Origin of the sequence: Shewanella sp. ANA-3 (assembly GCF_000203935.1) — a bacterium.
Classification (GTDB): domain Bacteria; phylum Pseudomonadota; class Gammaproteobacteria; order Enterobacterales; family Shewanellaceae; genus Shewanella.
Genome location: NC_008577.1, coordinates 4,712,584 through 4,734,975, shown reverse-complemented (window position 1 = coordinate 4,734,975; position 22,392 = coordinate 4,712,584). Strand labels below are relative to the sequence as shown.

At 47.6% G+C, this 22,392-nt stretch carries 19 protein-coding genes; 7 read left to right on the top strand and 12 right to left on the bottom strand.

Annotation, left to right across the window (positions count from 1 at the left end):
* Positions 1-30 precede the first annotated feature (30 nt).
* Entirely contained in the window at positions 31-2,058 is a 2,028-nt protein-coding gene (locus SHEWANA3_RS20590) for a S9 family peptidase (protein ID WP_041412854.1), read from the bottom strand.
* Positions 2,059-2,302: 244 nt separating this feature from the next.
* Here SHEWANA3_RS20590 and SHEWANA3_RS20585 point away from each other — a divergent pair, with 244 nt between their 5' ends.
* The gene (locus SHEWANA3_RS20585; protein ID WP_011718657.1) at positions 2,303-2,857 is read left to right on the top strand and encodes a hypothetical protein; all 555 of its coding nucleotides are present in this window, start codon (positions 2,303-2,305) and stop codon (positions 2,855-2,857) included.
* Between the two features lie 192 nt (positions 2,858-3,049).
* On the opposite strand, the gene SHEWANA3_RS20580 is transcribed toward SHEWANA3_RS20585, so the two are convergent.
* The gene (locus SHEWANA3_RS20580; protein ID WP_041412852.1) at positions 3,050-3,478 is read right to left on the bottom strand and encodes a hypothetical protein; all 429 of its coding nucleotides are present in this window, start codon (positions 3,476-3,478) and stop codon (positions 3,050-3,052) included.
* A gap of 32 nt (positions 3,479-3,510) precedes the next feature.
* Positions 3,511-5,394: a hypothetical protein gene (locus SHEWANA3_RS20575; protein ID WP_011718656.1), complete on the bottom strand. Its 1,884-nt coding sequence runs from the start codon at positions 5,392-5,394 to the stop codon at positions 3,511-3,513.
* A 443-nt stretch (positions 5,395-5,837) separates the two neighbouring features.
* Here SHEWANA3_RS20575 and SHEWANA3_RS23530 point away from each other — a divergent pair, with 443 nt between their 5' ends.
* On the top strand, positions 5,838-6,140 hold the full coding sequence (locus SHEWANA3_RS23530; protein WP_244096582.1) for a hypothetical protein: 303 nt from the start codon (positions 5,838-5,840) through the stop codon (positions 6,138-6,140).
* A 253-nt stretch (positions 6,141-6,393) separates the two neighbouring features.
* Here SHEWANA3_RS23530 and trmL read toward each other — a convergent pair whose 3' ends face one another.
* Entirely contained in the window at positions 6,394-6,858 is a 465-nt protein-coding gene (gene trmL, locus SHEWANA3_RS20565; RefSeq protein WP_011624457.1) for a tRNA (uridine(34)/cytosine(34)/5-carboxymethylaminomethyluridine(34)-2'-O)-methyltransferase TrmL, read from the bottom strand.
* Between the two features lie 197 nt (positions 6,859-7,055).
* On the opposite strand from trmL, the gene SHEWANA3_RS20560 reads away from it, so the two are divergent.
* Both SHEWANA3_RS20560 and SHEWANA3_RS20555 read left to right on the top strand, forming a co-directional pair.
* Positions 7,056-7,910, top strand: coding sequence for an EamA family transporter (locus tag SHEWANA3_RS20560; protein ID WP_011718654.1), 855 nt, complete (start codon positions 7,056-7,058; stop codon positions 7,908-7,910).
* Positions 7,911-8,846 (top strand): LysR family transcriptional regulator, encoded by a 936-nt coding sequence (locus tag SHEWANA3_RS20555; RefSeq protein WP_011718653.1) that lies wholly within the window; start codon positions 7,911-7,913, stop codon positions 8,844-8,846. It abuts the gene before it with no gap.
* Here the strand turns inward: SHEWANA3_RS20555 and SHEWANA3_RS20550 are convergent.
* On the bottom strand, positions 8,839-9,711 hold the full coding sequence (locus SHEWANA3_RS20550) for a patatin family protein (RefSeq protein ID WP_011718652.1): 873 nt from the start codon (positions 9,709-9,711) through the stop codon (positions 8,839-8,841). The genes SHEWANA3_RS20555 and SHEWANA3_RS20550 overlap by 8 nt on opposite strands.
* Before the next feature lie 79 nt (positions 9,712-9,790).
* Complete coding sequence (locus SHEWANA3_RS20545) at positions 9,791-10,753, bottom strand: LysR family transcriptional regulator (RefSeq protein WP_011718651.1); 963 nt, start codon at positions 10,751-10,753, stop codon at positions 9,791-9,793.
* Between the two features lie 121 nt (positions 10,754-10,874).
* On the opposite strand from SHEWANA3_RS20545, the gene SHEWANA3_RS20540 reads away from it, so the two are divergent.
* Positions 10,875-12,866 (top strand): ligand-gated channel protein, encoded by a 1,992-nt coding sequence (locus SHEWANA3_RS20540; RefSeq protein ID WP_011718650.1) that lies wholly within the window; start codon positions 10,875-10,877, stop codon positions 12,864-12,866.
* Between the two features lie 57 nt (positions 12,867-12,923).
* Here the strand turns inward: SHEWANA3_RS20540 and SHEWANA3_RS20535 are convergent, their stop codons facing one another.
* From SHEWANA3_RS20535 to SHEWANA3_RS20525, 3 genes are all read right to left on the bottom strand, one after another.
* Positions 12,924-13,862, bottom strand: a complete 939-nt coding sequence (locus SHEWANA3_RS20535) for a DUF4424 domain-containing protein (protein ID WP_011718649.1) — start codon at positions 13,860-13,862, stop codon at positions 12,924-12,926.
* 28 nt (positions 13,863-13,890) lie between these two features.
* Positions 13,891-14,124 (bottom strand): hypothetical protein, encoded by a 234-nt coding sequence (locus SHEWANA3_RS20530; protein WP_011718648.1) that lies wholly within the window; start codon positions 14,122-14,124, stop codon positions 13,891-13,893.
* Between the two features lie 115 nt (positions 14,125-14,239).
* Positions 14,240-15,577 carry a coproporphyrinogen III oxidase family protein gene (locus SHEWANA3_RS20525; protein WP_011718647.1) on the bottom strand — a complete coding sequence of 446 codons (1,338 nt, stop codon included), beginning with the start codon at positions 15,575-15,577 and terminating at the stop codon, positions 14,240-14,242.
* Between the two features lie 386 nt (positions 15,578-15,963).
* Here SHEWANA3_RS20525 and SHEWANA3_RS20520 point away from each other — a divergent pair, with 386 nt between their 5' ends.
* A complete protein-coding gene (locus tag SHEWANA3_RS20520) occupies positions 15,964-16,893 on the top strand; it encodes a bile acid:sodium symporter family protein (RefSeq protein ID WP_011718646.1) in 930 nt (309 codons plus the stop codon).
* Between the two features lie 99 nt (positions 16,894-16,992).
* Here SHEWANA3_RS20520 and SHEWANA3_RS20515 read toward each other — a convergent pair whose 3' ends face one another.
* Together SHEWANA3_RS20515 and SHEWANA3_RS20510 are read right to left on the bottom strand one after the other, a co-directional pair.
* Positions 16,993-18,576 carry a methyl-accepting chemotaxis protein gene (locus SHEWANA3_RS20515; RefSeq protein ID WP_011718645.1) on the bottom strand — a complete coding sequence of 528 codons (1,584 nt, stop codon included), beginning with the start codon at positions 18,574-18,576 and terminating at the stop codon, positions 16,993-16,995.
* A 335-nt stretch (positions 18,577-18,911) separates the two neighbouring features.
* Positions 18,912-19,160, bottom strand: a complete 249-nt coding sequence (locus SHEWANA3_RS20510) for a hypothetical protein (protein ID WP_041412850.1) — start codon at positions 19,158-19,160, stop codon at positions 18,912-18,914.
* Between the two features lie 43 nt (positions 19,161-19,203).
* On the opposite strand from SHEWANA3_RS20510, the gene SHEWANA3_RS20505 reads away from it, so the two are divergent.
* Positions 19,204-21,261: a TonB-dependent receptor gene (locus SHEWANA3_RS20505; protein ID WP_011718644.1), complete on the top strand. Its 2,058-nt coding sequence runs from the start codon at positions 19,204-19,206 to the stop codon at positions 21,259-21,261.
* A gap of 80 nt (positions 21,262-21,341) precedes the next feature.
* Here the strand turns inward: SHEWANA3_RS20505 and SHEWANA3_RS20500 are convergent, their stop codons facing one another.
* The gene (locus tag SHEWANA3_RS20500; protein WP_011624447.1) at positions 21,342-22,325 is read right to left on the bottom strand and encodes a formate dehydrogenase subunit gamma; all 984 of its coding nucleotides are present in this window, start codon (positions 22,323-22,325) and stop codon (positions 21,342-21,344) included.
* Between the last annotated feature and the right edge of the window lie 67 nt (positions 22,326-22,392).

Here is a 22,392-nt window from a genome sequence, read left to right as displayed (position 1 = left end):
CTTTTGTTTTTATCTGTGAGTCGCTAAGCCTTATTGGGCACCGGGCTTAGCGTAGTGGGTCATCCAATCCTTCACTTGGTTATACCAGTAGATGGAGTTGTTGGGCTTCATAATCCAATGGTTTTCATCGGGGAAATAGATCATCCGCGATTCGACATTACGGGTTTGCAGAGTACGGAACAGCTCAAAACCTTGGCCGACGGGTACACGATAATCGAGTTGCCCATGGCTGACTAAGGTTGGGGTGTTAAAGTTGGCGGCAAAGTAATGGGGCGAAATGGCTTTATACAGCTCAGGATTATCCCAGTAGTTACCAAAGCGGGTGCTGTGAACGGCAAAGTCCGCCGACATTTGTGAGTACATGTCGTACACCGCCGCGTGGATCAGCAGTGCCTTGAAGGGATGCGGCTGGCCTAAAATAATCGAGGTTAAGTAGCCGCCATAGCTGGCGCCGCCGGCGACCATACGCTCGCTATCGATCCAACTTTGTTGTTTAAACCAGTCTGCGGCTTTGAGCGCGTCTTCGAGGGATTTGTTTTTCCAATCTGGGTTAATGGCATCGGCAAACTCTTGTCCAAAGCCGCTAGAACCGTGGAAGTTTGGCCACGCGGTGACATAACCCCAAGAGGCAAAGGTTTGCGCATTCCAGCGGAAGTGGAAACCATCGCTAATGGCGTTGTGTGGGCCGCCGTGGATCAACATAAACAGCGGGTACTTTTTGCTGCGATCGAACCCAGGTGGATAGTGCACCCACATTTGAATGTCTTGGCCCTGATAACCCTTGTAGGTGACCGACTCATAGGTGCCTAAATCGACATCCTTTAAAATCTCGTCGTTAAACTGCTCTAAACGCTCGGTTTTACCATTGCGAGGGTTGATGCTGACTAAACGCGCGGGATACAAAAAGCTTTGATTAGTCGCAATCAACTGACCATCTTTAGCGATAGCAGGTTGGCTATAGTCGGTGGCTTGTGTGATGGCCTTGGCCTTACCGCTCTTGGCATCGATATGATAAATACGGTTTGTCGCTGCATCATCAATGCTGGCATAGAAGCCCTTGCTGTCGGGTGTCCACTCGAATTGAGACACTGAGCGATCCCAATCCGCGGTGAGCGTGGTGAGTTTGCGACTGCTCACATCCAGCAGCATCAACCTTGCGGTATCGGCATAAAATCCGGGGATTTTTTGCCGAGTAAAGGCGAGGGTTTTGCCGTTAGGGCTAAATGTTGGGTTCAGATCCGGCGCTGGGTTATCTGGAGTGATGTTTTCAGCCTTGCTACCGCCAATGGTGGCGAGAAACAAGTCTAACTTAGGGTCGACGCGATTATCCGAACCATAGGCGCTGAAGGCAATTAAGCGTTCATCGGGGGAAATATCATAACTTGAACTGCTTTGGCTTGAGCGTGGCAGTTCATGGCCTAAAGGCTGAGTCACGGCTTCAACCGCGCCGCCTGTGGCTGGGATCCTAAATACATGGGCCTGACGGCGTTCATCTAACCAATGATCGAACTGCGAATAGGGCAGCGCATTCCACTGGCGGGCGGAGACTTTATTATCTTTATCAGTCTTAAGCTGGGCCTTCATTTGCTCCCAATTCTGCTCAGGGAAGATATTGCTGATAAAATACAAATGCTTGCCAACCCACTTGATGCCATTGACGCCAGTGGGTATATCCGTGAGTTTGCTGGCTTCACCCGGGCCATCCATAGGTAACAGGTAAATTTGGCCCGCGTCGTCATCGTTACGTTCGCTGATAAAGGCTAAGGTTTTGCCGTCTGGCGAAAACACTGGCTCGCTGACTTTTAAGCCTTTGGCGGTAATCGCACGGTTATTTTTACCTTCACCGTCGAAGCGCCACAGTTGGGTTGAACCCTTGTCTTCTTTAAGGTCGTATTCAGTCACAGGCGCAATAATGTGCTCGCCCGTGGAGGACACCACTGGGCTACCTATGCGCTTGAGTTGCCAAAGTAATTCGACTGAGAGTGGTTTGCTGGCTTCTGCAAATGCCGTACTGAGGGGCATTAGCAGACTCAGCAGTATAATTCCTGCCTTCTTCACTAGATGTCTCCTTATCATTCAGAGTGTTATCGTTATTTTTCCCATTAAACCCCAAAGTATAAAAACCGAGCATGAAATCAAGCTGAGTCTGTGAAGGTTGAGACGGACTTTTATGTAAGTAACTGTAACCACAGGCCGCATTTTGATGACTAGGTATGACTGGCATGGCGCAAACTGTCGTAGCGTATTTGTGGCTGAGGGGTTTTAACGCTAATGTATTGGAAGATTAAAATAGGACTCGAATATGGCGTTAATCATCCCGCAAAAACTGGGCAAGCTATTGATTAAAAATGTATTGATACTCGCCTTGGGCAGCTTAGCTCTCTTTCCTGCGCAAGCCGCTAAGGTCAGCTTTAAAGCTTTTTGCCCGCAAATGGTGGGGCAGTGGCAGGGCAATGCCGCGAAGGTGGGGGAAATCCCGAAGCAAGTCATAGTCAACGGCTTTTGCTCCCATGATCAGCGCCAGTTGATCCTCTCCGTAAGTGTCGGAACGCGCGCTCCCTACAGCGAGACTTGGTGGTTTCGGGAGCAAGGCGAGCAAGTACTGTTAACCTACTACGACGGTGTCTCGCAGGAAAAACAGCAAGTCTTTAGTTTATATCAACAAAATGGCGATTATTCCCTGCTGGGCGAGGGAGTGGTGAATGCGCGCGCCGCCTTAATCCAACTGTTATTCGAAGCTAAATCGCCCCAAGGCGCATGGCAGTGGACGCAAAATATCCAATATTTAGACGATGATATCGACCGCTATCAGCTCTTTCGTGGGATAGAAATGACGCCTGTCGCACCATCTCATTAAGCCGAATTATTCATACTCGACAATACGCAACTCACTTTGGGGACAAAAGCTTGATAGATCTTTTGCCCTAACTCGCCAGTTTCGGATTAAAAATTTTTAAGGGTTTAACGCCTTACACATGGATGCAAAATAGTTGGCTAAAATTAGCGCCGAAGGAGCGCAAGCCAACTGTTTTACGTCCTTATGCGTAACTTAATCACACTTATCAAGGTTTTTCCCGCTTACCCAATCCTGAACTAAAACAGTAGTTTTAGACCAATTACTGGACATCCCGTAAGCTTCAACAAAAACTGGACAGTTATGATCAGAGCTGACGTCTACTATTGTTTGATAAAACCTATTCCAGTTTACATGAGCAACTGAAGCTAATGTCACTAATTCACTATCAGCACCATTTTTTTCGATAAACGTATCACTTGTACCACCGTAAACCTCTTGCTTACCATGAGCGAAGCATTTGCTCAATTGGTGCTCGATTAATTTGACAGTTTCATTAAAAGGTTTATTAGAGCAAAAACTACTTTTAGCTTTACCTGCGGTTCTAAGTTCATCTACTGACTTAGGAACGGATGCACATCCTGAAAGAATAATTAGTGGCAATAAGACTAAACTAGATTTCATTTATAATCCTTGAATTACACATAACGCCGCATTCAGCGGCTTGTCCGCTGCAATGCTTTGTTAATCGCTTTTCGATACCAATACTTTGAAAGGCGCCAATAAAAACTATCGATTTTTTTCGGCCTGAAGATACTAATAACAAGGCTCACGAAACTTGCTAGACCAAAAATTATAGAGAGCGCCGAATCTGACGGAGAGTATAAAGACAGCATCGCATAAATAAGTGCAAGGGGGATAATGGCGTAAGTTAGAATCCTGAGCCAAGCATATTGGCGCCTTGCAATAGCCTTAAAAGGCGCTCGCTTCTGAAGCTCTGATTGATACCTCAATGTTGCCAGTTCAGCGATGGCTTGTTGACCATCTGAAGCCTGCTTTTCAAGCAGATGTTTTTCATTTATAACTCTTTCAATGTATGACTCATTCAAGAAGTCATGCGCCATTGCAATCGAGGCTATTGAAACGTCTTCGGGTCTAGAGGGGGCTTTGTATATTTCATGATGAATCCTTGCTAATACATCTTTATCAACTTCTCCTCTAGCATACTTATCAGAAAGATCTCGATATATGCTTGATACGGACTTACTGACTTGATTGGAGATGGTCATCTTGGCTCTGATAATCGGATCAAAAGAAATAGGCTTCTTTGACTTGCCTCCAAATCCCTTATTTAACTTGAACCACAACTTTTCAGTTATAAACTCAATATTAGTTGCGAATGGAATAGCACCATTACCATCGTGTACATGGCTTGAAAAAGCCATCCTTTGTGGCAACCAGCTCTCCGTAAGAAATATTGACGCAATCCGATCAATGCCAACGTTGTTCTCTCCCTTTCTTAAGACATTAATCTTTGTAAATATCTTGAGAATGGAAGAAATATCATCATTTTTAGCGTTGGATTCGGCTAGCTCAGCGATTAACCCTTCAAGGACATCTGATCCTTCTACGTTAAAATCAGAATTAGAGTAATACTCCGCACGCACCTCTTGACTTATGTTAAGTCTGGCCAGCTTGGCTATAAACTCAGCCTTCTTGGTTAAAACATCACTTCTATATTTGCAGCCATTACAAATATTTATCATTGCTGTTTTAGACGGATCAATAGTGCCTTTTCTTTCAATAATCTTTTCTGCAGCATAGAAAAATGATTCAATGTCAGAAGATGTTTCTTCTAAATATTTTAACTCTATTCTACCGCCCTTCTTATTTCGATTAACTTCATTTACTAGTTCGTTAAAATCATCAAATAGCGTTTTATACAAGACCCCATTCAAACCAGTCGCATTAAATAGATGTTCCGAATCCAAAAATATTATTAAGTTCCCTCTCCAACTACCTAAAGTAGACAAGTCGGGGGAGTATCGAATTCCAGTATAAAGAATCAATCCCTCCTCGATTCTATCTAATTTATCTTTAAACCCAGGTTCATTCTCAAATTTAATGATATAATTCGCGATATCTTTGGCAAACTTATCGTTTTTATCTGGTCGAGTTAGATAGGTTTCTAAACTTTCCTCAATCTCCTCTTTTCGTATGTTAAGCAACCCATTATCGCTACAGAAGTCATGTAGTCGTTGGACAATCTCATCATACTCATTACGAGACTCTTGAAAATCAGAATTAAATGTAGAACTTGAAGAAAAATTATTTGAAACGCTGTATATGCCATTATTTAGAGTGAGGGCTTCTGTTTGAACGAGGCGTTTCCTCAAGCAACTCTTAATAATCGCCTCGGGAAGTAAAAAGCCAAAGTCCTCATCAAGGTATCTGACACACTCTACGGAGCTAAAGGCAGAAAGAGATCTTCCGCTTATTGTTTGCCGAATGAATTCAACCAAAACGTCATATATGTCCTTCTTTTCATCATATAAGACTCGTAAAACTGAGGCTGAGGCAAGTAATTTTACTTCTTCCAATGCTCGTATTCCTTCATTCGATTAACATTTGATTAGTGCGCATGCGCGTTTACCTTGTTAGACCAGTGAAAACGCGCACGGTTAACTATCTGTATGCAAAGAAGTTATCAGCTTTCTGCCAAATACACCATCTGGAAAAACGCGCATGCGCGTTTTTCCAAACCTATTAACTAAAATTCAGTTACTATATTCACCTGATTTTATAGAGTTTTATTTATTTCGGATGGAATTAGTGCGCACTGATTTTGTCTAAAAATCATACCCAAACACCTAAATTTAAATATGACTGTATACCCATACATTGTTAGTCGCTTTACGTTAGGCCCAAACATTAGGTAAATGGATAAGATTTTGTATGGCAACAAGAGTAGGAGTTTTCTATTGAGCCAACGAAACGAAACAAGGATTGGGGCGATTAGCTTTTTAGCCAAATGAACCGTTCAATGGTCGTTAAGATTGCCATTGTTGCAACAGTGACCGTTGGCGACATGGATGTCGCCGTCGAGCCTATAGGGACATATTCACGGCGTGTCACTGGGGAAACAATGACAATTAACCCTACACACCTGACGACAAACTTATCTCGCTTTGGGGCAAAAGCTTTTAGCCAGATGAACAGTTCAATGGTCATTAAAATTGCCATTGTTGCACCAGTGACCGTTGGCGGCATGGCCGCTCTTTCACATCTGACCCATAGGGATATGGGAAATGCCACAATGATGTTGGGAACATCATTGGCCATGTGAACGCGGCATTTACACTTCCATGTGTTGCAGATGCCGTCGTCGAGCCTAGCGGGACAACTCTGTTAAATAAAACCGCGTTATGTCAGTGGGAAACAATGACAATTCATCCAACATACCTGACGGCAAAATTACTGGCTTTCAGGCCGAATTGAGTTAAAGCGATCTTTCGGCGTGGATGGCTGAATGATTTGGCTGAGTGATTGGAAAATTGGCTGGTGAAGTCCAGCCTAATCCAAATCAGTATTCCTACCTATTAAATTGCGCCTTCAAACCCGAGCTGACGCCAGGCTTCGTAGCTGATAATCGCCACGGCATTGGAGAGGTTGAGGCTGCGACTGGTGGCTGCCATCGGAATGCGTAATCGCTGCTCGGTTGGAATCGACTCGATAATTGGCATAGGTAGACCGCGGGTTTCAGGGCCAAATAATAGCACGTCATCCTTGGCAAAACTGAGTTCAGTGTGAGGGCGGCTGCCCTTAGTGGTACAGGCCATAATGCGTTTGCCTGCCATGGCCTCGAGGAAGGCATCGAAGTTTTTATGGCGAGTCACATTGGTTAAATCGGCATAATCTAGGCCCGCGCGGCGCAGTTTTTTCTCTTCAAAATCAAACCCTAGCGGCTCAATTAGATGCAGTTGGCTGCCGTTGTTTGCGCAAAGGCGAATGATATTACCCGTGTTGGGTGCGATTTCTGGCTCATAGAGTGCGATATGGAACATGCTTGCCCGCCTATAAAAAATGACGCCCGATTATACGGCAAACAAGGCTTAAGCGCAGCTCTGCGTGCGCATATCTAAAGCAGTATAAACGCGTGTCCATTTTTCTTTTCTCCCTATTAACCTTATCTCAGCACTTGCCTGTTTTATTCTCTCAAAGTAATATATCTCAACATCAAGATACTTTTTAAGAAGTCATTATGCCGTTTGTGATTGCGTTACTCGCCCCAGTCTTTTGGGGGACTACCTATGCACTGGTGAGTCTTTACTTACAGGATATGTCGCCCTACTGGGTGGCGGTTTGGCGTGCGCTGCCTGCGGGCATATTGCTGCTGATGCTGCGCCCACGTTTGCCGACGCTGGCATGGTCTAAATTAAGCTTGCTGGCGTTTTGTAATATTGGCGCCTTCTTTGCGCTGCTGTTTATTGGCGCCTATCGGCTACCCGGCGCCGTTGCGGGCACGCTGGGGGCGACATTGCCATTAATCTTTTTGATCCTCGCTTGGCTGATTGATAAAAAACGCCCGGGGATGAAGTGGCTATTGCTTGGCTTAATGGGCCTCGGTGGCGTGATTTTATTGCTTAATCCTTCGGCGGATCTCGACCCGATTGGTGTCCTGTGTATGCTGAGCGCGACAACGTTGATTGCCTTTTCTTCCCGCTGGATGCAGCGCTGGGATGTGGGCGACTTTTTAGTGCTGACAGCTTGGCAATTACTCTTGGGGGGATTGATGTTGATCCCACTGGCGTGGTTTATGGTGGGGCCGCCACAGATCCCGAGTATGGATGTGGTTCCCTCATTAATCTGGTTGGTTACCGCCAATACCGCGGTGGCCTATTGGGCTTGGCTCTGGTCAATGCGAAATTTAGGGCCAGAAATCATGGGGATGGTGGCTTTAGTCAATCCCGTGGTTGCCGTATCATTAGGCGTATTGATTGTGGGTGAAGCCTTAGATATGCGCCAGTGGGTAGGGATTTTAGTGATTTTACTGTCGCTACTGCTGATGAAGTTGCCGCAAAACTTGAGGTGGAATCCCTTAAAAGCGAGGGGTTAGATGCTAAAACACTTAGACTTAAACTTACTGCCCGTACTGGAAATTCTCCTCGAGGAGCAGAGTGTCACGGCCGCAGCGGCGCGGCTGCATTTGAGTCAGTCGGCGGTGAGCAAGCAATTGACTCGCCTGCGTGAAGTGTTTGATGACCCCTTATTCGAGCGCACCGCCTACGGCCTCAAGCCGACGCCCAAGGCGCTGTCGCTGGCGCCCGACTTGCGCCAATGCTTACAGCAATTAGCGCAATTTACTCGGCCAGACAGTTTTGAGCCCGCCCTAAGTCAGCGCCAGTTTCGAATGCATCTGGTCGAAACGACCTACTCGCTGACCTTCCCACACTTTATGCCTTCGCTTTTAGCGCAGGCGCCCGGTGTGAGCATTAATTGCCAAACCTGGCGGCTGGATACCATGGATAGACTCCAACGCTGCGATATCGATCTCGCCATAGGTTGCCGCGAATGGGATGAGCGTTCGCCCATGCATGTAAACCATATTCCGGATGACATCCATTATGTTGAATTGGTTCAGGATTACACAGTTTGCCTGATGCGCAGTGACCATCCTGCACTTTCGCAAGAATGGGATCTCGATACCTTTTTAAGTTATCGCCAATTACAGGTCGCCTTTGGTGGCTTGGAATATTGGTTGTTAGACGATGTGCTGCAAATCCAAGGGCGTAAACGGGATATTGCGGTGAATATGACGGACTTTCAGAGTGCGCTGGCCCTGTGTGAGCAGAGTGATTTGATTCTCTGCGCTCCTTCCCGTTATGCCTTAGCGATGATGAAGTCGTTTGATCTTAAGTATTTACCATCGCCAATTAAACTGATCCCCGGTGCCTACCTGCTGATGTGGCATAAGCATTTCGAACACGATCTCAGCCATAAATGGCTGCGGGAGCTGATTATTAACAAAGTCAGCGCCTCGCTTCCTAACTGATACCTGCCCCAGTGTTTAGCCAAGCCTGCAGCTTGGGCAAAATCGCCTGCCCATCGGCCAGCCCTTGGCGATATACGGCGGTCACTTTATCGATATTGCGGTCAAGTCGCGAGAGATTAAGTGGCGCAGCAGGGCGGATCACAAAGGTATCGCCGCTGGCAACACTCTGGGCGAGTTCCTCGAGGGATTGGTTATAACGTTGGTGGCGTATTTTGAGCGCGGCGGCCACTGCCGGATAAGCTTGATAACGCTTGCGCGCTAACCAGTTGAACTTCATCGGCGATTTTCGATAGTTTGCGTCCTGAGTCAGGATCACCACCTGCCGCTTATAGCCCTCTTGCTGCGCCTTCGCTACCGGAATGGGCGCGGCGATGCCACCGTCGAGGTAGGTTTGGTGGTTTATCCGATAGGGATTGGCCATAAAAGGCAGGCTAGAGGAGGCGATAAGCACGTCGAGCAATTTGTCGTGCTCTTGAAAATCGGCCATGCCAAAGTAATCGGTTTGTCCTGTCTGGCAGTTAAATGCCCCGACCTTAAATTCGGTTCCGCTACCTAAAAAGGTTTTAAAATCAAAAGGCAGTAACTCATAGGCCATGCGCTTATAGGTAAAGTCTGTGTTGACATAATTACCCGTGGCCAACCAGTGGCGCAGCCCCATGTAGCGTTTATCTCGCAGATATTGCTGCTGAATTTGTAAATTGCGGCCAAATTGGCGTGAAACATAAGAAGCGGGATAAATCGCCCCCGCCGATACACCAATCACATAGGGGAAGTGCAATTGTTGCTGCAAAAAGGCATCTAACACGCCGGCGGTATAAATTGCCCTCAGGCCGCCACCCTCTAATACTAAGGCCACATCTTGCATTGAGTTACTACTGTTTAATCGAATGGATAGAACAGCATACTCTAACTCCACTGAGAAATGAAACGCGTGCCTACAATGGTTAGGCGGGGATGGCAAATCTTGGCGTGAGCTCGCAGGCGTTGTGCTGAACCAGTGACGCTGGGCGCGGGCTAAAATCCATCTGGCTAAAATATTGGCTGAGTGCCGCTATGGCTTCTTTCACCTTGGCGGGCTGTTTGTCCCGCGCCGAGGTCACGCTGTAAACGCTGTAGGTGCGTAGCGACCACTCGGGTAAAAGGGTTACCAATTGGCCAGATGCAAGATATTGATGCACCTCGGGCTCAGGCAACACGGCAAAGCCTAATCCATCGAGGGTGAGCTGGATTAGCGTCTGCATATTATTGACGTTGATGCGCTGGGCAGGGAGTTCTATTCGCTCTTGAGTCTGTAAATGGGTTAAGAACTCGGGCTTAGCATAGCTGTGGCTAATACGGTTGAACCCTTGTAAGTCGGCAGGGTGTTGCAGGCTCTGATGCAGGGGAATATAGCTCGGAGCGGCACACAGCAACATACGCCAATCCGCTAAGGGGCGAGCGATAAGGTTCGAATCCGATAGGGGACCGATGCAAATCGCCAGATCGATTCCTTCGTTAACTATATCGATTGGGCCGTCCTGCAATTGCAGATTGAGGCTGATCTGCGGATGAGCCGCCAACAGGTGCGCTAATGGCTGGCTGAGTAAACCACCGCCAAAGCCGACTGGCGCGGCGATTTTAAGCTTCCCCGAGGGGGTTCCCTTTAATGCATGCAGCTGTTGTTCGGCGCTTTCAACTATTTTTATGATTTTAATGCAGTTTTCATAAAATAATGCCCCCGCTTCTGTGAGTGTAAGATGGCGGGTATTACGGTGAAACAGACTAATTCCCATATCCATTTCAAGCTTTGCGACTTGTTGGCTCACCGCCGATGAACTCAGATTAAGCTGTGTTGCCGCAGCGCTCATCGAGCCTTTTTCCGCGATGGCGGCAAACACGATCATGCCCTTGACCATATTTCTATTCATTCTTAAGCAACTCTTACAAGTGATTACTCAAAGTCTAACTTGAGCCGATTGTAACATAGGGATACATTGCCGTATTGAAAATTATTATCATTTACAAAGGATCGAGGGAGATTCGTTGGTTATGTTGTTACGTCGTAAAAAGATCCTCGCACAGCTAGTTTCTGCCGCATTATTGCTACCCGCCACTCAGGTTTTGGCGGATGCCGCACCCGATCAAGACAAGATGATGGAAAGAATCGTTGTTACCGCATCGGGTTTCGAGCAGCAAGTGCGTGACGCGCCCGCTTCTATCAGCGTGCTCACCCGGGAGGATCTCGATACACGTTTTTACCGTGACTTAACCGACGCCATGTTAGAAGTGCCCGGCGTGGTGGTGACTGGCGGTGCTGACCGTCGGGACATTAGTTTGCGGGGCATGGGCAGCCAATACACGCTGATCCTCGTCGATGGTAAACGTCAGTCTTCCCGCGAGACCCGCACCAACAGCGACGGTCCTGGTGTTGAAGGCGCTTGGACGCCGCCGCTCGCCGCAATCGATAGGATTGAAATTGTCCGCGGCCCCATGTCATCCCTTTATGGCTCCGATGCTATCGGTGGGGTGATCAACATTATCACCCGTAAAGTGCCCAATGAGTGGCAGGGGGAATTGCGCCTCGACACTACGCTGCAGGAAAAGTCGGACTCAGGTAATGTGTATCAGGGCAACTTTTTTGTGAACGGTGGCTTGATTAAAGATCTGCTCGGCGTGCAGTTATACGGCCAATACACTCAACGTGAAGAAGATAGTATCTACGGCGGTTACCGAGGTCGCGATGCGGATAATCTCACCGCCAGATTTGCCCTCACGCCTAACCAAGACCATGACATTATGTTAGAAGTCGGCATCGCCAACCAAGAGTTGGATAGCACCTTAGGGAAAACCGTTGCACCATTGGCACCGGGCGCCAGTTGTGGCCGCAGTGGTTGCCCAGCTTCGTCGACAACCGAGTATGAAAACAGCACCATTTCCCTATCGCACACCGGGCGTTGGGACTTTGGTACCTCGGATACTTATATCAAGCACGAAGTATTTGATAACAAGTCCCGCAAGATGAAGATCAAGAATACCGATGCTCAAACTAGCCTGATCGCCACCTTGGGGGAAAGCCATACCACAACCTTTGGCGCGGCCTTCAATAAGCAAGATCTTACCGATGAAACGGGCAATCAGGTCAGTGACTTAACCGATATTAGTCGCCGCCAATGGTCGGTGTTCTCAGAGGATGAATGGCGTATCGTCGATAATTTTGCCTTAACCTTAGGCCTGCGTTTAGACGATGATGAAAACTTTGGCGACCACCTCAGCCCACGGATTTACGGCGTATGGGGGCTGACCGAGCACACCACCTTAAAAGGCGGTGTGTCGACGGGCTTTAGGGCGCCGAGCCTGAGGCAAACTGTGCCCGATTGGGGGCAGGTAAGCCGAGGCGGCAATATGTACGGTAACCCGGATTTACAACCCGAAACCTCAGTGAACTATGAGCTAGGCATTTACACCGATCTCACTGACTCCATCACCACCAGTGCAGGCGTGTTCTATAACGAGTTTGAGGACAAGATCACCCGTGTCGCTTGCCCTGCGACTCAATGTACCGATGGGCCTAATCAGTTTGGCTCTGACCCGACCACCTATGTGAATATTGATGAGGCGGTCACCCAGGGGGTTGAGTTCAGTATCGACTATAAAATCTTGAGCAACTTGGCATTAACGGGCAACTACACTTATACCGACTCGGAGCAGAAGACGGGCGCATATAAAGGTAGTCCATTGAATCAATTGCCTAAACATCTGGTGCAATTGTCGGTTAACTATGAGCCGATAGATAAGTTAAGCACTTGGCTGCGGGTTAACTATCGTGGTGAAGAGAGTCAGCCGACAACGGGTCCTTCTTCAAGCAGCTTGATTGCGCCTTCCTATACGCTGTTAGATTTAGGGGCCAACTATCGCGTTAATGACAGCATTAAGTTCAGCGCGGGTATTTATAACGCCTTCGATAAGGACATCACGGAAGAAGAGTACGGTTATATCGAAGACGGCCGTCGTTACTGGTTAGGCATGACCTATAGCTTTTAATCGCGTTTAAAAATAGTCGCTTAATACAGAAAGCCAGCATTTAGCTGGCTTTTTTGATTATTCAAAATCCGGTTTACGGATAAATAGGATGCTAAGATCCTGCGTTGGCGTGAACTGCTTTTGCTGGAACTCAAAGGTGAGTGGATCGGTTTTTTTAAGCTCGCCATCAAAACACAGGCTAATGAGATCAGTGGGCTGGGATTTTTTCAGCGTCAGTTTGAAGTCCTTAATCGCCCCTTGCCAGTTATTGGCCGTGACTAAAATATAGCTAAGGTGGCTCCATTCGACGCCAATCTCCTGATCTTCACCTTCTTGTTTAACGATAAGGTTTCGCTTACGAATCCCTTGCTTGGCGCTTTCATCTAAACAGGCAAGTCCAGTGTAAGTATCGATAATACTATTGGCAGTATCGGGGATGCCCGTTGAGAGGCTCGGTGTATAACTGTGGCTGATAGAGACAGATTGGCCCGCGGGAAAGGTTTGCTGCCACACAAAGTAATCGCTTAGGGTAAAGGCGATTTGTTGCTCCTCATCTAACCATTGGCTGGGGAGCGCGGGTTTGCCCTTGGGGACTTCGCCATATTCGGCAAAGTAAGCGACTTCATCTATCCCCCAACCAAGCTGTTTCAGCTCAGCAGAAATATCTGTTTTATCGGCAAGTTGGGCGACGAGCCTGTGCTGAGTTGGCTGGGTTTTGCCATTCACTTTGAGGGTGAAGTTATCGATACTGCTGTGATCAGCGGAGCCAAAAAACATCGGCGGCATAGGGAAGGCGATGGGGACGGTAAGCTCCTGCGAGCTGGTGTTGGTAAACAGATAATCGACCCTGACTTCGGCCTCGCTGATAAAGAGCGACTCCTTGTCCATACTGATATGCGGCTGATATTTAAGGGTGATAGAGCCATTAGCATCACCAAAACTGCTGTCATTGGCGAAGGCTGCCGTGCTCATCAGCGCGAGTAAACCGCCCATTAGGGCGCGAATATGGATTGACATAAACATCTCGGAAAAATCGCAATAAAGATTAGGCGCGGCGGGCAAGCTCAATGGCAGCGGCAATAGCATTGCGAGCCTGTGGGCTGTTTTTCCAGCAAGTGGTGCGTAACATGCTGGCGACTAGGTTGGCGATATCTTCGACCTCATGCTCGGCTAACTGCGCGAGTGAGCTAATGCCGATTTCTTCAAAACGTTTAATGACAGTCGGGCCAACGCCTTTAACGGCGAGTAGTGCTTGTTTTTCTTGCTCATTAAAACCCATAACGAATACTCCTTTATTACTGGGTGACAGACTCATGCGTGAGTGATGGCAAGCGTAGCCTGAAATGGCGCTAACAAAAAGGCCCATCATGGGCCTTTTGTGGTTCAACCGATATTTACATATCGCAGGGCTTGAGTGGCTTACGCAATTGGGCGCGCACGTTATCCATGCCGGCGTAAAACTCTTTCATCATTAACAGGCCCATCATCTTACCGTTATCTGTGATGATCAGATTATCTGGATCGGTTGGGTCGTTCTTGATGGCGCCAATCAGTTTCATCGAGGTCATTTCCTTAAACAGGGCTGTGTCTAAGTTAACGCCGAAGGTTTCGCGGAAGTATTTGCGCGATAGGCGACCAGAGAACATCCCCAGCAGGAAGCGATACTGCATCACGTCCTTTTTGCTGTAGTTTTTCTGTTGCTCGACGCCCATCTTGCCGGCGGCGATCCGCTCTTGGTATTTACGCAGCGAGAAAGTGTTGACGTATAAAGTGTCGTTCAGGAAGCTAAATGAGCCTGAACCCACCCCTAAATACTCATCGTAGTCGATAACATATTCGTCGAAGCCTTCGTCATTCGCCTTACCAAAGGCCCATGCAGACAACTGATTATATTGACCATTTAAACGGTTTAAGATCTGGCGATATTGGTTGGCCATATCCGCCTGTGGCGCTGCCAGTTTACCTTTAACACTCTTACGCGTTTGGTGCGTGATCATCAGCGGATAGGTGGTGATCTGTCTTGGGTCGAGGCGCGATGCCATGTCTAAGTCGTGCTGGATCACTTCATCGGTTTGACCGCGAAAGCCAAAAATCAGGTCGACGTTGATAATAGGGAACAGCTCTTTGGCCGCCATGATCTTGTCGAAGGTTTGCTGACCTGTGCCGAATTTTTCGAGGCGATCGGTCATTTTTAAAATGTCGTCGTTAAAGCTTTGGACGCCGATGGACATGCGATCCACTAAGCCCTTGAGTTGCTTAAAGCCTGGGCTGTCTAAATGCTGTGGATCCGACTCGCAAGACACTTCTTTAATGCTTGGGAATAGGGTCTTGGCATGCTCAATAGTACGGGCGAGTTCGTCTTCTAATACTGTGGTGGTGCCGCCGCCAATGTACATAGATTCAAAGTCATAGCCTAAGGCTTTGACCATCTCCATCTCTTTACGCAGAGAGATAAAGTAAGCGCGCGCCTTGTCTTCCTTAAACATAAAACGGTGGAAGGTACAGTAAGAACACAAGGTATGGCAGAAGGGCACATGGGCATAAAGCATGTACTTTTTACCTTCGACCGGGGCGGGCATGATGTCGGCGGAGAGCGTATCGAGGCGAAGATTCTTATCGACATAATACTGCATGACTCGTTCCATCGAGCTGAGCATCCAGTTAGGGACGGTAATATTCGCTTGATAAGGCGTTGCGATCGCGCGATTGAGCGTTTGAATAACTGAAGACATAACGATTCCTATCTGAGAGTGCTAACCGTAAACACCGAAATTGCTTTAGGTAATTCACGACCACCTAGCGCAATTAGACTACCTCGTATGGAGTAAGCAAAACGTGAACTGGTTATAAGTTACGGTTTCCTAACAAGGAAATCACTGGCTTTTTGTTAAGCAGATCATGTTTTAGTAAACATAGATGCATATTTACTGAGGTTTTTGGCTGTTTGTTATTGAATTTGAGCGATTAACTTTAGTGCTCAATCGAAAGACTGAAATGATAAAAAGTTGAGCTTCTTACTTGTGGGCATTTTGACTTGTACTGAGGGTATCTGGCTGTCATTATCCCTGCGGACATGGCTTAATCTCCCCAAACCGCCTGAAATCTTGGAGGATCCCCATTGGTTAATATCAACCGCTTTTTTCCGCTATTTGCCTTACTCGGGGCGGGTACGGCGTATTTGATGCCCGCATGGTTTAGCGGATTGAAAACCAGCATAGTGCCGTTGCTGGTGGTGATTATGTTATCTATGGGACTGACCTTAGATGTGCGGGATTTTGCCTATGCATTCAAACAGAAACGTGCCGTTATCACTGGCTTAATCTTGCAATTTACCCTGATGCCCTTAAGCGCCTTAGCCATTAGTTTACTATTAGGGTTCAATCGGGAATTGACCATAGGCATGGTGTTGGTGGGGAGTGTGGCGGGTGGCACTGCATCGAACGTGATTTGCTATTTGGCCAAGGGCGATGTCGCCTTATCTATCACTATGACTGCGCTATCCACCTTAGCGGGTGTGGTGCTCACTCCCTTGATTATTGAGCTATTAATCGGTGAGATGGTCGCCATTCCTTTAATGGATATGCTAGTCAGTCTCGTTAAAATCGTGCTTATCCCTGTGACTGTGGGTGTGGTGTTGAATCACTTCTTTAAACCGCAAGTGGCTAAACTTGCCCCCGCATTGCCCATCATTTCTATCGTGGCGATTGTACTGGCCATCAGCATTATTGTGGCCCTAAATGCAGGGCAATTTTCGCAGGTGGGGCCTGTGATTTTACTCGCGGTGTTTCTACATAATGGTTTGGGACTCGCCTTGGGTTATACCTGCTGCCGCTTGCTCGGCTTTAACCATACAGTATGTAAAACCATTTCGATTGAGGTGGGGTTGCAAAACTCAGGCCTTGCGACCGCATTATGCATCAAGTTTTTTAGCCCGCTCTCCGCCGTCCCCAGCGCGATTTTCTCGATTTGGCATAACCTTTCAGGTGCGATGTTGGCAGGATATTGGGCGAGCTTAGAGCAGAAGAAACAGAGCGATGGATTGGAATAAACCATTAGATGTTTATTTAAGGCTTTATGCATTGCTCTAAAAAAGTTCGGCCTAACATCTTGCGATATTAGGCCATTGTAACGACTTAGCTGACTCGAATTAGAGTCTAAAATGCGAGACTACGCCTGTTAGCTGTTCTTTCGTGGCGGCCAAGGAGGTCGCGCTATTGAGGGTCGCTTTACCACTTTGATTTAATTCTTCAACCATTTCGCGAATGGTATTCAAGTTACGATTAATCTCTTCACTGACGGCGCTTTGTTCTTCGGCGGCGGTGGCGATTTGATTGCTCAATCCATTAATATCAAATACATAAGTGGTCAAGGTTTCCAAGCTTTCAGTCACCAACGTGGTGGTGTCCGCTGCATCTTGGCAACTCTGTTTAGTCTCATCCATCGCATTAACGGCGCTGTTAGCACCCGTGCGCAGGCGTTCTAGCATTTGATTGATCTCGGCCGTGCTCGCTTGGGTGCGAGCGGCAAGGGCGCGTACTTCGTCGGCGACGACGGCAAAGCCTCGACCTTGTTCACCGGCGCGGGCGGCTTCGATGGCGGCGTTAAGGGCGAGTAAGTTGGTTTGGTCGGCGATATCTCCAATCACATCTAAGATGGTGGCGATATGGCGGGTGTTTTCATTCATTTCCGCGATGGTGTGAGCGGCGGTATCGACCTTACCAACTAAGGCGACGACAGTATTTGCCGCCTGTTCGACAGCCTTTTTCGACTTATCAGCCTGTTCATTTGCCTGCTGGGTAAAGCGTGCGGCAGAGGCGGCATCACCGGCAACGTTATGGGCAGTTGCACTCATTTCGGTCATGGCCGTCACCACTTGGTCGGTTTCTACCGCGTGGGTTTGCAATGCATGGGTATTGGCATTGGACTGCACATTCAACTGACCAATTTGATCCGACATATGTTCAGAGGCCTGGGCAATATCGGAAATCATATGGCGCAAGTGGTCAATCACTCGATCAAGATCGGCGCCGAGCGCACAGAGTTCGTTTTGCCCACTGATTTGAGTCTTCTGGGTGAGATCGCCATCGGCAAGGTGTTCTACAACCCGCTTGATTTGATGAACGATATTGACTAAACGTCTGCTCATAAACAGGGCGCTTAGCAGGGACGCGACAATGGCAACTAGGATTAGGCCAAGGAGCAGCGCTTCGGTGGCATTGACTTTGTCTTCTGCCTGTTTGCCTAGTTCATGGTTGCGTTGGGTGATCAATTTGACTAATTGATTGATCTCATTACTGACTTTTGGCCCAAGAGCGCCGCGTTCTGACGTGAGTTCAGGTTCGGTGCCCGTTTGTTTGGCGAAGGCTAACTCCTGCTGATAGAGACGCACATATTGCTCGATTTGCGGCAATAGTGTGCGGATCGTTCTGGCATCTTGCCCCATAAAATCGGTGTTAAATTCTGCGAGTTGCTCGACAAGTTGCCGAACATTGCGTTGCTGCAAGCTGATGGCGTCGCTGTTATGGACTAGTGTGGCTAAGCGCAACTCGAAGAACGCTTCACGCACATTGGTGAAGGTTTCGGCGAGTTTGGTATTGTTGACGAGTCGACTGCTGGTGTTATTGAGTTCGGCAAAACCCCGATAGGAGGAAATGCCGATAATGATCAATAAAATACTCGCAAACACTGAGGGCAGCGCCGTCAATGTGCTGGTTTTTGCATTGTTAAACATGGTGGCCTACTGGGGTATCAATCAAGAAGGGGTGTAATTAAATTACACATTGAGGCCATTTTAACGCTTGGATTTCACTCGTCGCAAGGCGATATTTTGAACGTAATATCTATAACGCTATGTTTTTAAATACGTTGTTTTTAGTGTGTTAACCGTGGATGGCGTACTGGTTGCTAGGTGTTATGTAAGTTAAATTCATTGCATTTGCAGGCGATTGATTTTATTGTGAAAATTGTTTTGCGAGCGAGTGCTCTTCTACAGTGCATTAACAGGCAAAAAAGCGATTGTGAGGCAGATCGCAAAACTTACAAATGTTTATAAGTGTATCCATGGTGCTATCGCACGTTGGGGCTGAACAACCAAACGCCACGTGCTTTCGCTCGAATCAAAGCCCGCCAAATCTCTGCAAAAAACTGAGGCGTCAATGCGTCCTCGTCTGTCAAAGCGAGTGACAATTGTTCCTTGCTCAATTGTTTATCTCTCATTCCTACGAATTTGCGTTCGGTCACAAAGTCATAAGTAGAATGTAAATGATATTGGTTATCATCTGGATTTAAGGTTGTTTTAATGTAGATTGTCGGCATTTCAAGCTAACACCGTTTATCAATGAGTGCCGTCGAGGTTTTTATGGAATGCAGGGCGTTTAAGAAAAGTGCAATTGCAGTAATGGTTTCGAGTTTAGTGATGTCCTCAGCTTACGCTGCTGTGGACGCAGAATCTTCTGAACCGATTGAAAAGATAACTGTTTATGGTGAGAAAATCGAGCGTAGCCTTAAGGATACGACTTCCTCTATTTCGGTTATCGATAAAGACGCGCTCGACAGCGGTCAATATCAATCTACCTCGAGTGCCTTATCTGAAGTGCCTAACGTGGTGGTGCTTACGGGATCTGTGCCGGATATCCGTGGGGTTTCTGGTAATGGTTCTGCCTCTGGATTTAACTCTTTTACCGGCGGTGCTCGGGCGCGGGTATCCACCTTAGTCGATGGAGTTGCCGAACCTTTTGTGGCCGATCTTACTGGTGATACTGGTCTGTGGGATATCCAACAAATTGAGGTGTACCGCGGTCCGCAATCGACAATTAACGGTCGTAACAGCATTGGCGGCACAGTGTTTATTAAAACGGAAGACCCCACCTTCGATTGGCAAGGTGCGGCTCGTGTCGGTTATCGCAATCAAGATAACTTTATCGATAGCGCCGTTATGCTCTCAGGCCCGATTCTCGATGATGAGTTGGCGTTTAGGGTGAGCGGACAAAATGTGACAGGGAATACCTTCAATAAAGGCTTGGAATATGAGACAAATCCAGCCCCATTCGACCTCAATGAACTGATCACCAATCGCTGGCGCGGTAAATTCCTGTGGCAGCCGAGTGCGATTGAAGATCTCAAAGTGCTCTATAGCTTTTCATACAATGATGAGAAAGGTGACTCTGGGCGCAACTATTTTACCGGCGATGATCCTTGGGCGTTTAAGCCTATTTTCCAACGTTATATCGAGACTAAATCCACGACTCACTCAGTGAAAGTCGATTATGACCTCGGTGAAGGCCGCGCCTTCGATCTCATCGTCGCTTATATGGATTATGACTGGGGCTTTGAATCCTATGAGGCTCTCGCCACGGCGCAGCAATATGTTGATATGAATGACCAGAGTTACACCGTCGATGGTAAGTACAGCTTTGGTCTAAAAGATAAAGATTTCAACGGCTTTGTGGGTTTAGCCTATTTTAAACGCGATCAAGATTTTGGTAGTACTGGCAGCTCTGTTTACAGTGGGGATGACAGCACTGAATCCACCTCCATTTATGGTGAGATGACCTATGGCCTTGCCGAATCTCTCTGGGTCACATTCGGTGGCCGCGTGATGCGTGAGGAGCAATTGCGTAACTTCAATATGCTCTATCAAGGCAGCCAATTGCGGGAAAAACTCGATAATGCCAATACCGTTACCCTGCCGAAGTTAGTGCTGCAATATGCGCTGAATGACAGCACAACTTTAGCGGCCAGCGTGCGTCGCGGTTATAACTCGGGTGGCGGTGCGTTGTCGTTAGCCGAAAGTGAGTATTACTACTACGACGAAGAGTACGTTAATACCTATGAAATCAGCAGTCGCAGCGCGTTTATGGATGGCGATGTTAACTTTAGTGCCAACCTGTTCTACAACGATTTCGACGGTTACCAAGCCTCTAACAGCGCCCGCAAAATTACCAATATCGATAAAGCGGTCAGCTACGGTATTGAGGCTGAATTCAGCGCTATGCTCACCGAAAACCTGCAGTTTATTTCGGGCGTAGGTTTACTCGATAGTGAGACCAAGCAAGCGGATCCTAGTTATGGCGACATTATCGGCAATCAGCTGAACTCGGCGCCGCATGTGACCGCCAATGCGGGCTTAAAATATTGGTTGGGCGATGCGTTTTCTTTCGGTTTTTCAGGTAACTACGTAGGTGAGTATTATGCGGATATCAATAATACTGAATCACGGGTGGCTGGCGATTATGTTGTTGCCCGCTTAAGCCTCGATTATCAAACCGATAGCTGGAGAATCAGCGGCTTTGTAAACAACCTGTTTGATGAGCAAGCGTTGACGGTAAATGAACCCGCTAGCCGCAGTTATCCCGATGGTTATGCGGCGATTATCGACCCTAGAAATCTCGGTGTATCTGTGATGTACCGCTTCTAAGCGCTCGATTTGACGCACTTATTTTACCGATAAAAAAACCTCCACAGCATGCTGTGGAGGTTTTTTGTTTTCAGCGACTTTTACTCTTTATATTTCAAAGTGCCGTTGGCTTTGATTTCGTCGTACCACAGGTTGTGGTGTTGGGTTGCCCAGTTTTCATCACAATAGCCAGACACCATACACTCCATACCGCCTTCTGACATTACCGTTGCCATAAAGATGTGCACGATAGAGAAGGCGCAGATCACGATGGCGCTCACTGAGTGCAATACCAGCGCGATTAAGCTTAAGGTACGGCTTGGTTCGAAAAGATTTGGGAACAGTAACAACATGCCTGAGGCAGAAATCACTAATCCAAACAGGGCGAAGGCCCAGAACCACATTTTTTCACCGGCGTTAGCAAAACCAGCATCAGGGTGCTTACCTTTGAAGGGACCAAAGTTGATGTAACCACCAACAACGAGGAACCATTTCACGTCGTACATTTTTGGCAGCTGGTTCTTCGCCCATAACACTGTCATCAATGCCCAGCCGATCATGAACGGAATCGCCATCACATCGTGGATTTGCTTCGCGCCATAGACTATGGCTTCCCAGATGCCTTCGCCCAACCAAGGTTGGAAGAAGAAACGACCCGCTAACAAAGTTAAGCCCGTTAGAATCAACATTAAGCACGGGATCGCACCGAGCCAGTGGATTGAAACGTCGAACTTTGACCAGCGATGCACTAGCTTGCCCGAAAAACCATGGTGTAGCTTGGAGATGCCGTTCACCTTGATAAATAAGACAAAGATAATGATCATGCCGAATAACGCCGCCATTAAGGCCGGCGCTAACCAGTCGCTACGCAGCTCCAGTACACGCAGATCATAGGTATTGATCGGTTGTGCGTGGAACTCGCTTTGGGAGGTAGTGTATCCCGTGGCGCCGTCCTTCAGCTGTGCCCAAATTTGGGCATCAGAGGCTTGAGGTTGGAGCGCTTGTTCATCACCACCATTGGCTAGACACACGGCACTAAACAGCAGTGCTATGGCTAAACCTATGTGTTTGAACCATTTGTTCATCATACATCCTCTCTCGCTTAGTGGCGCCTGCTAGCAGGCGCCAAGCTAAGTCTGTGGACAGATCCTG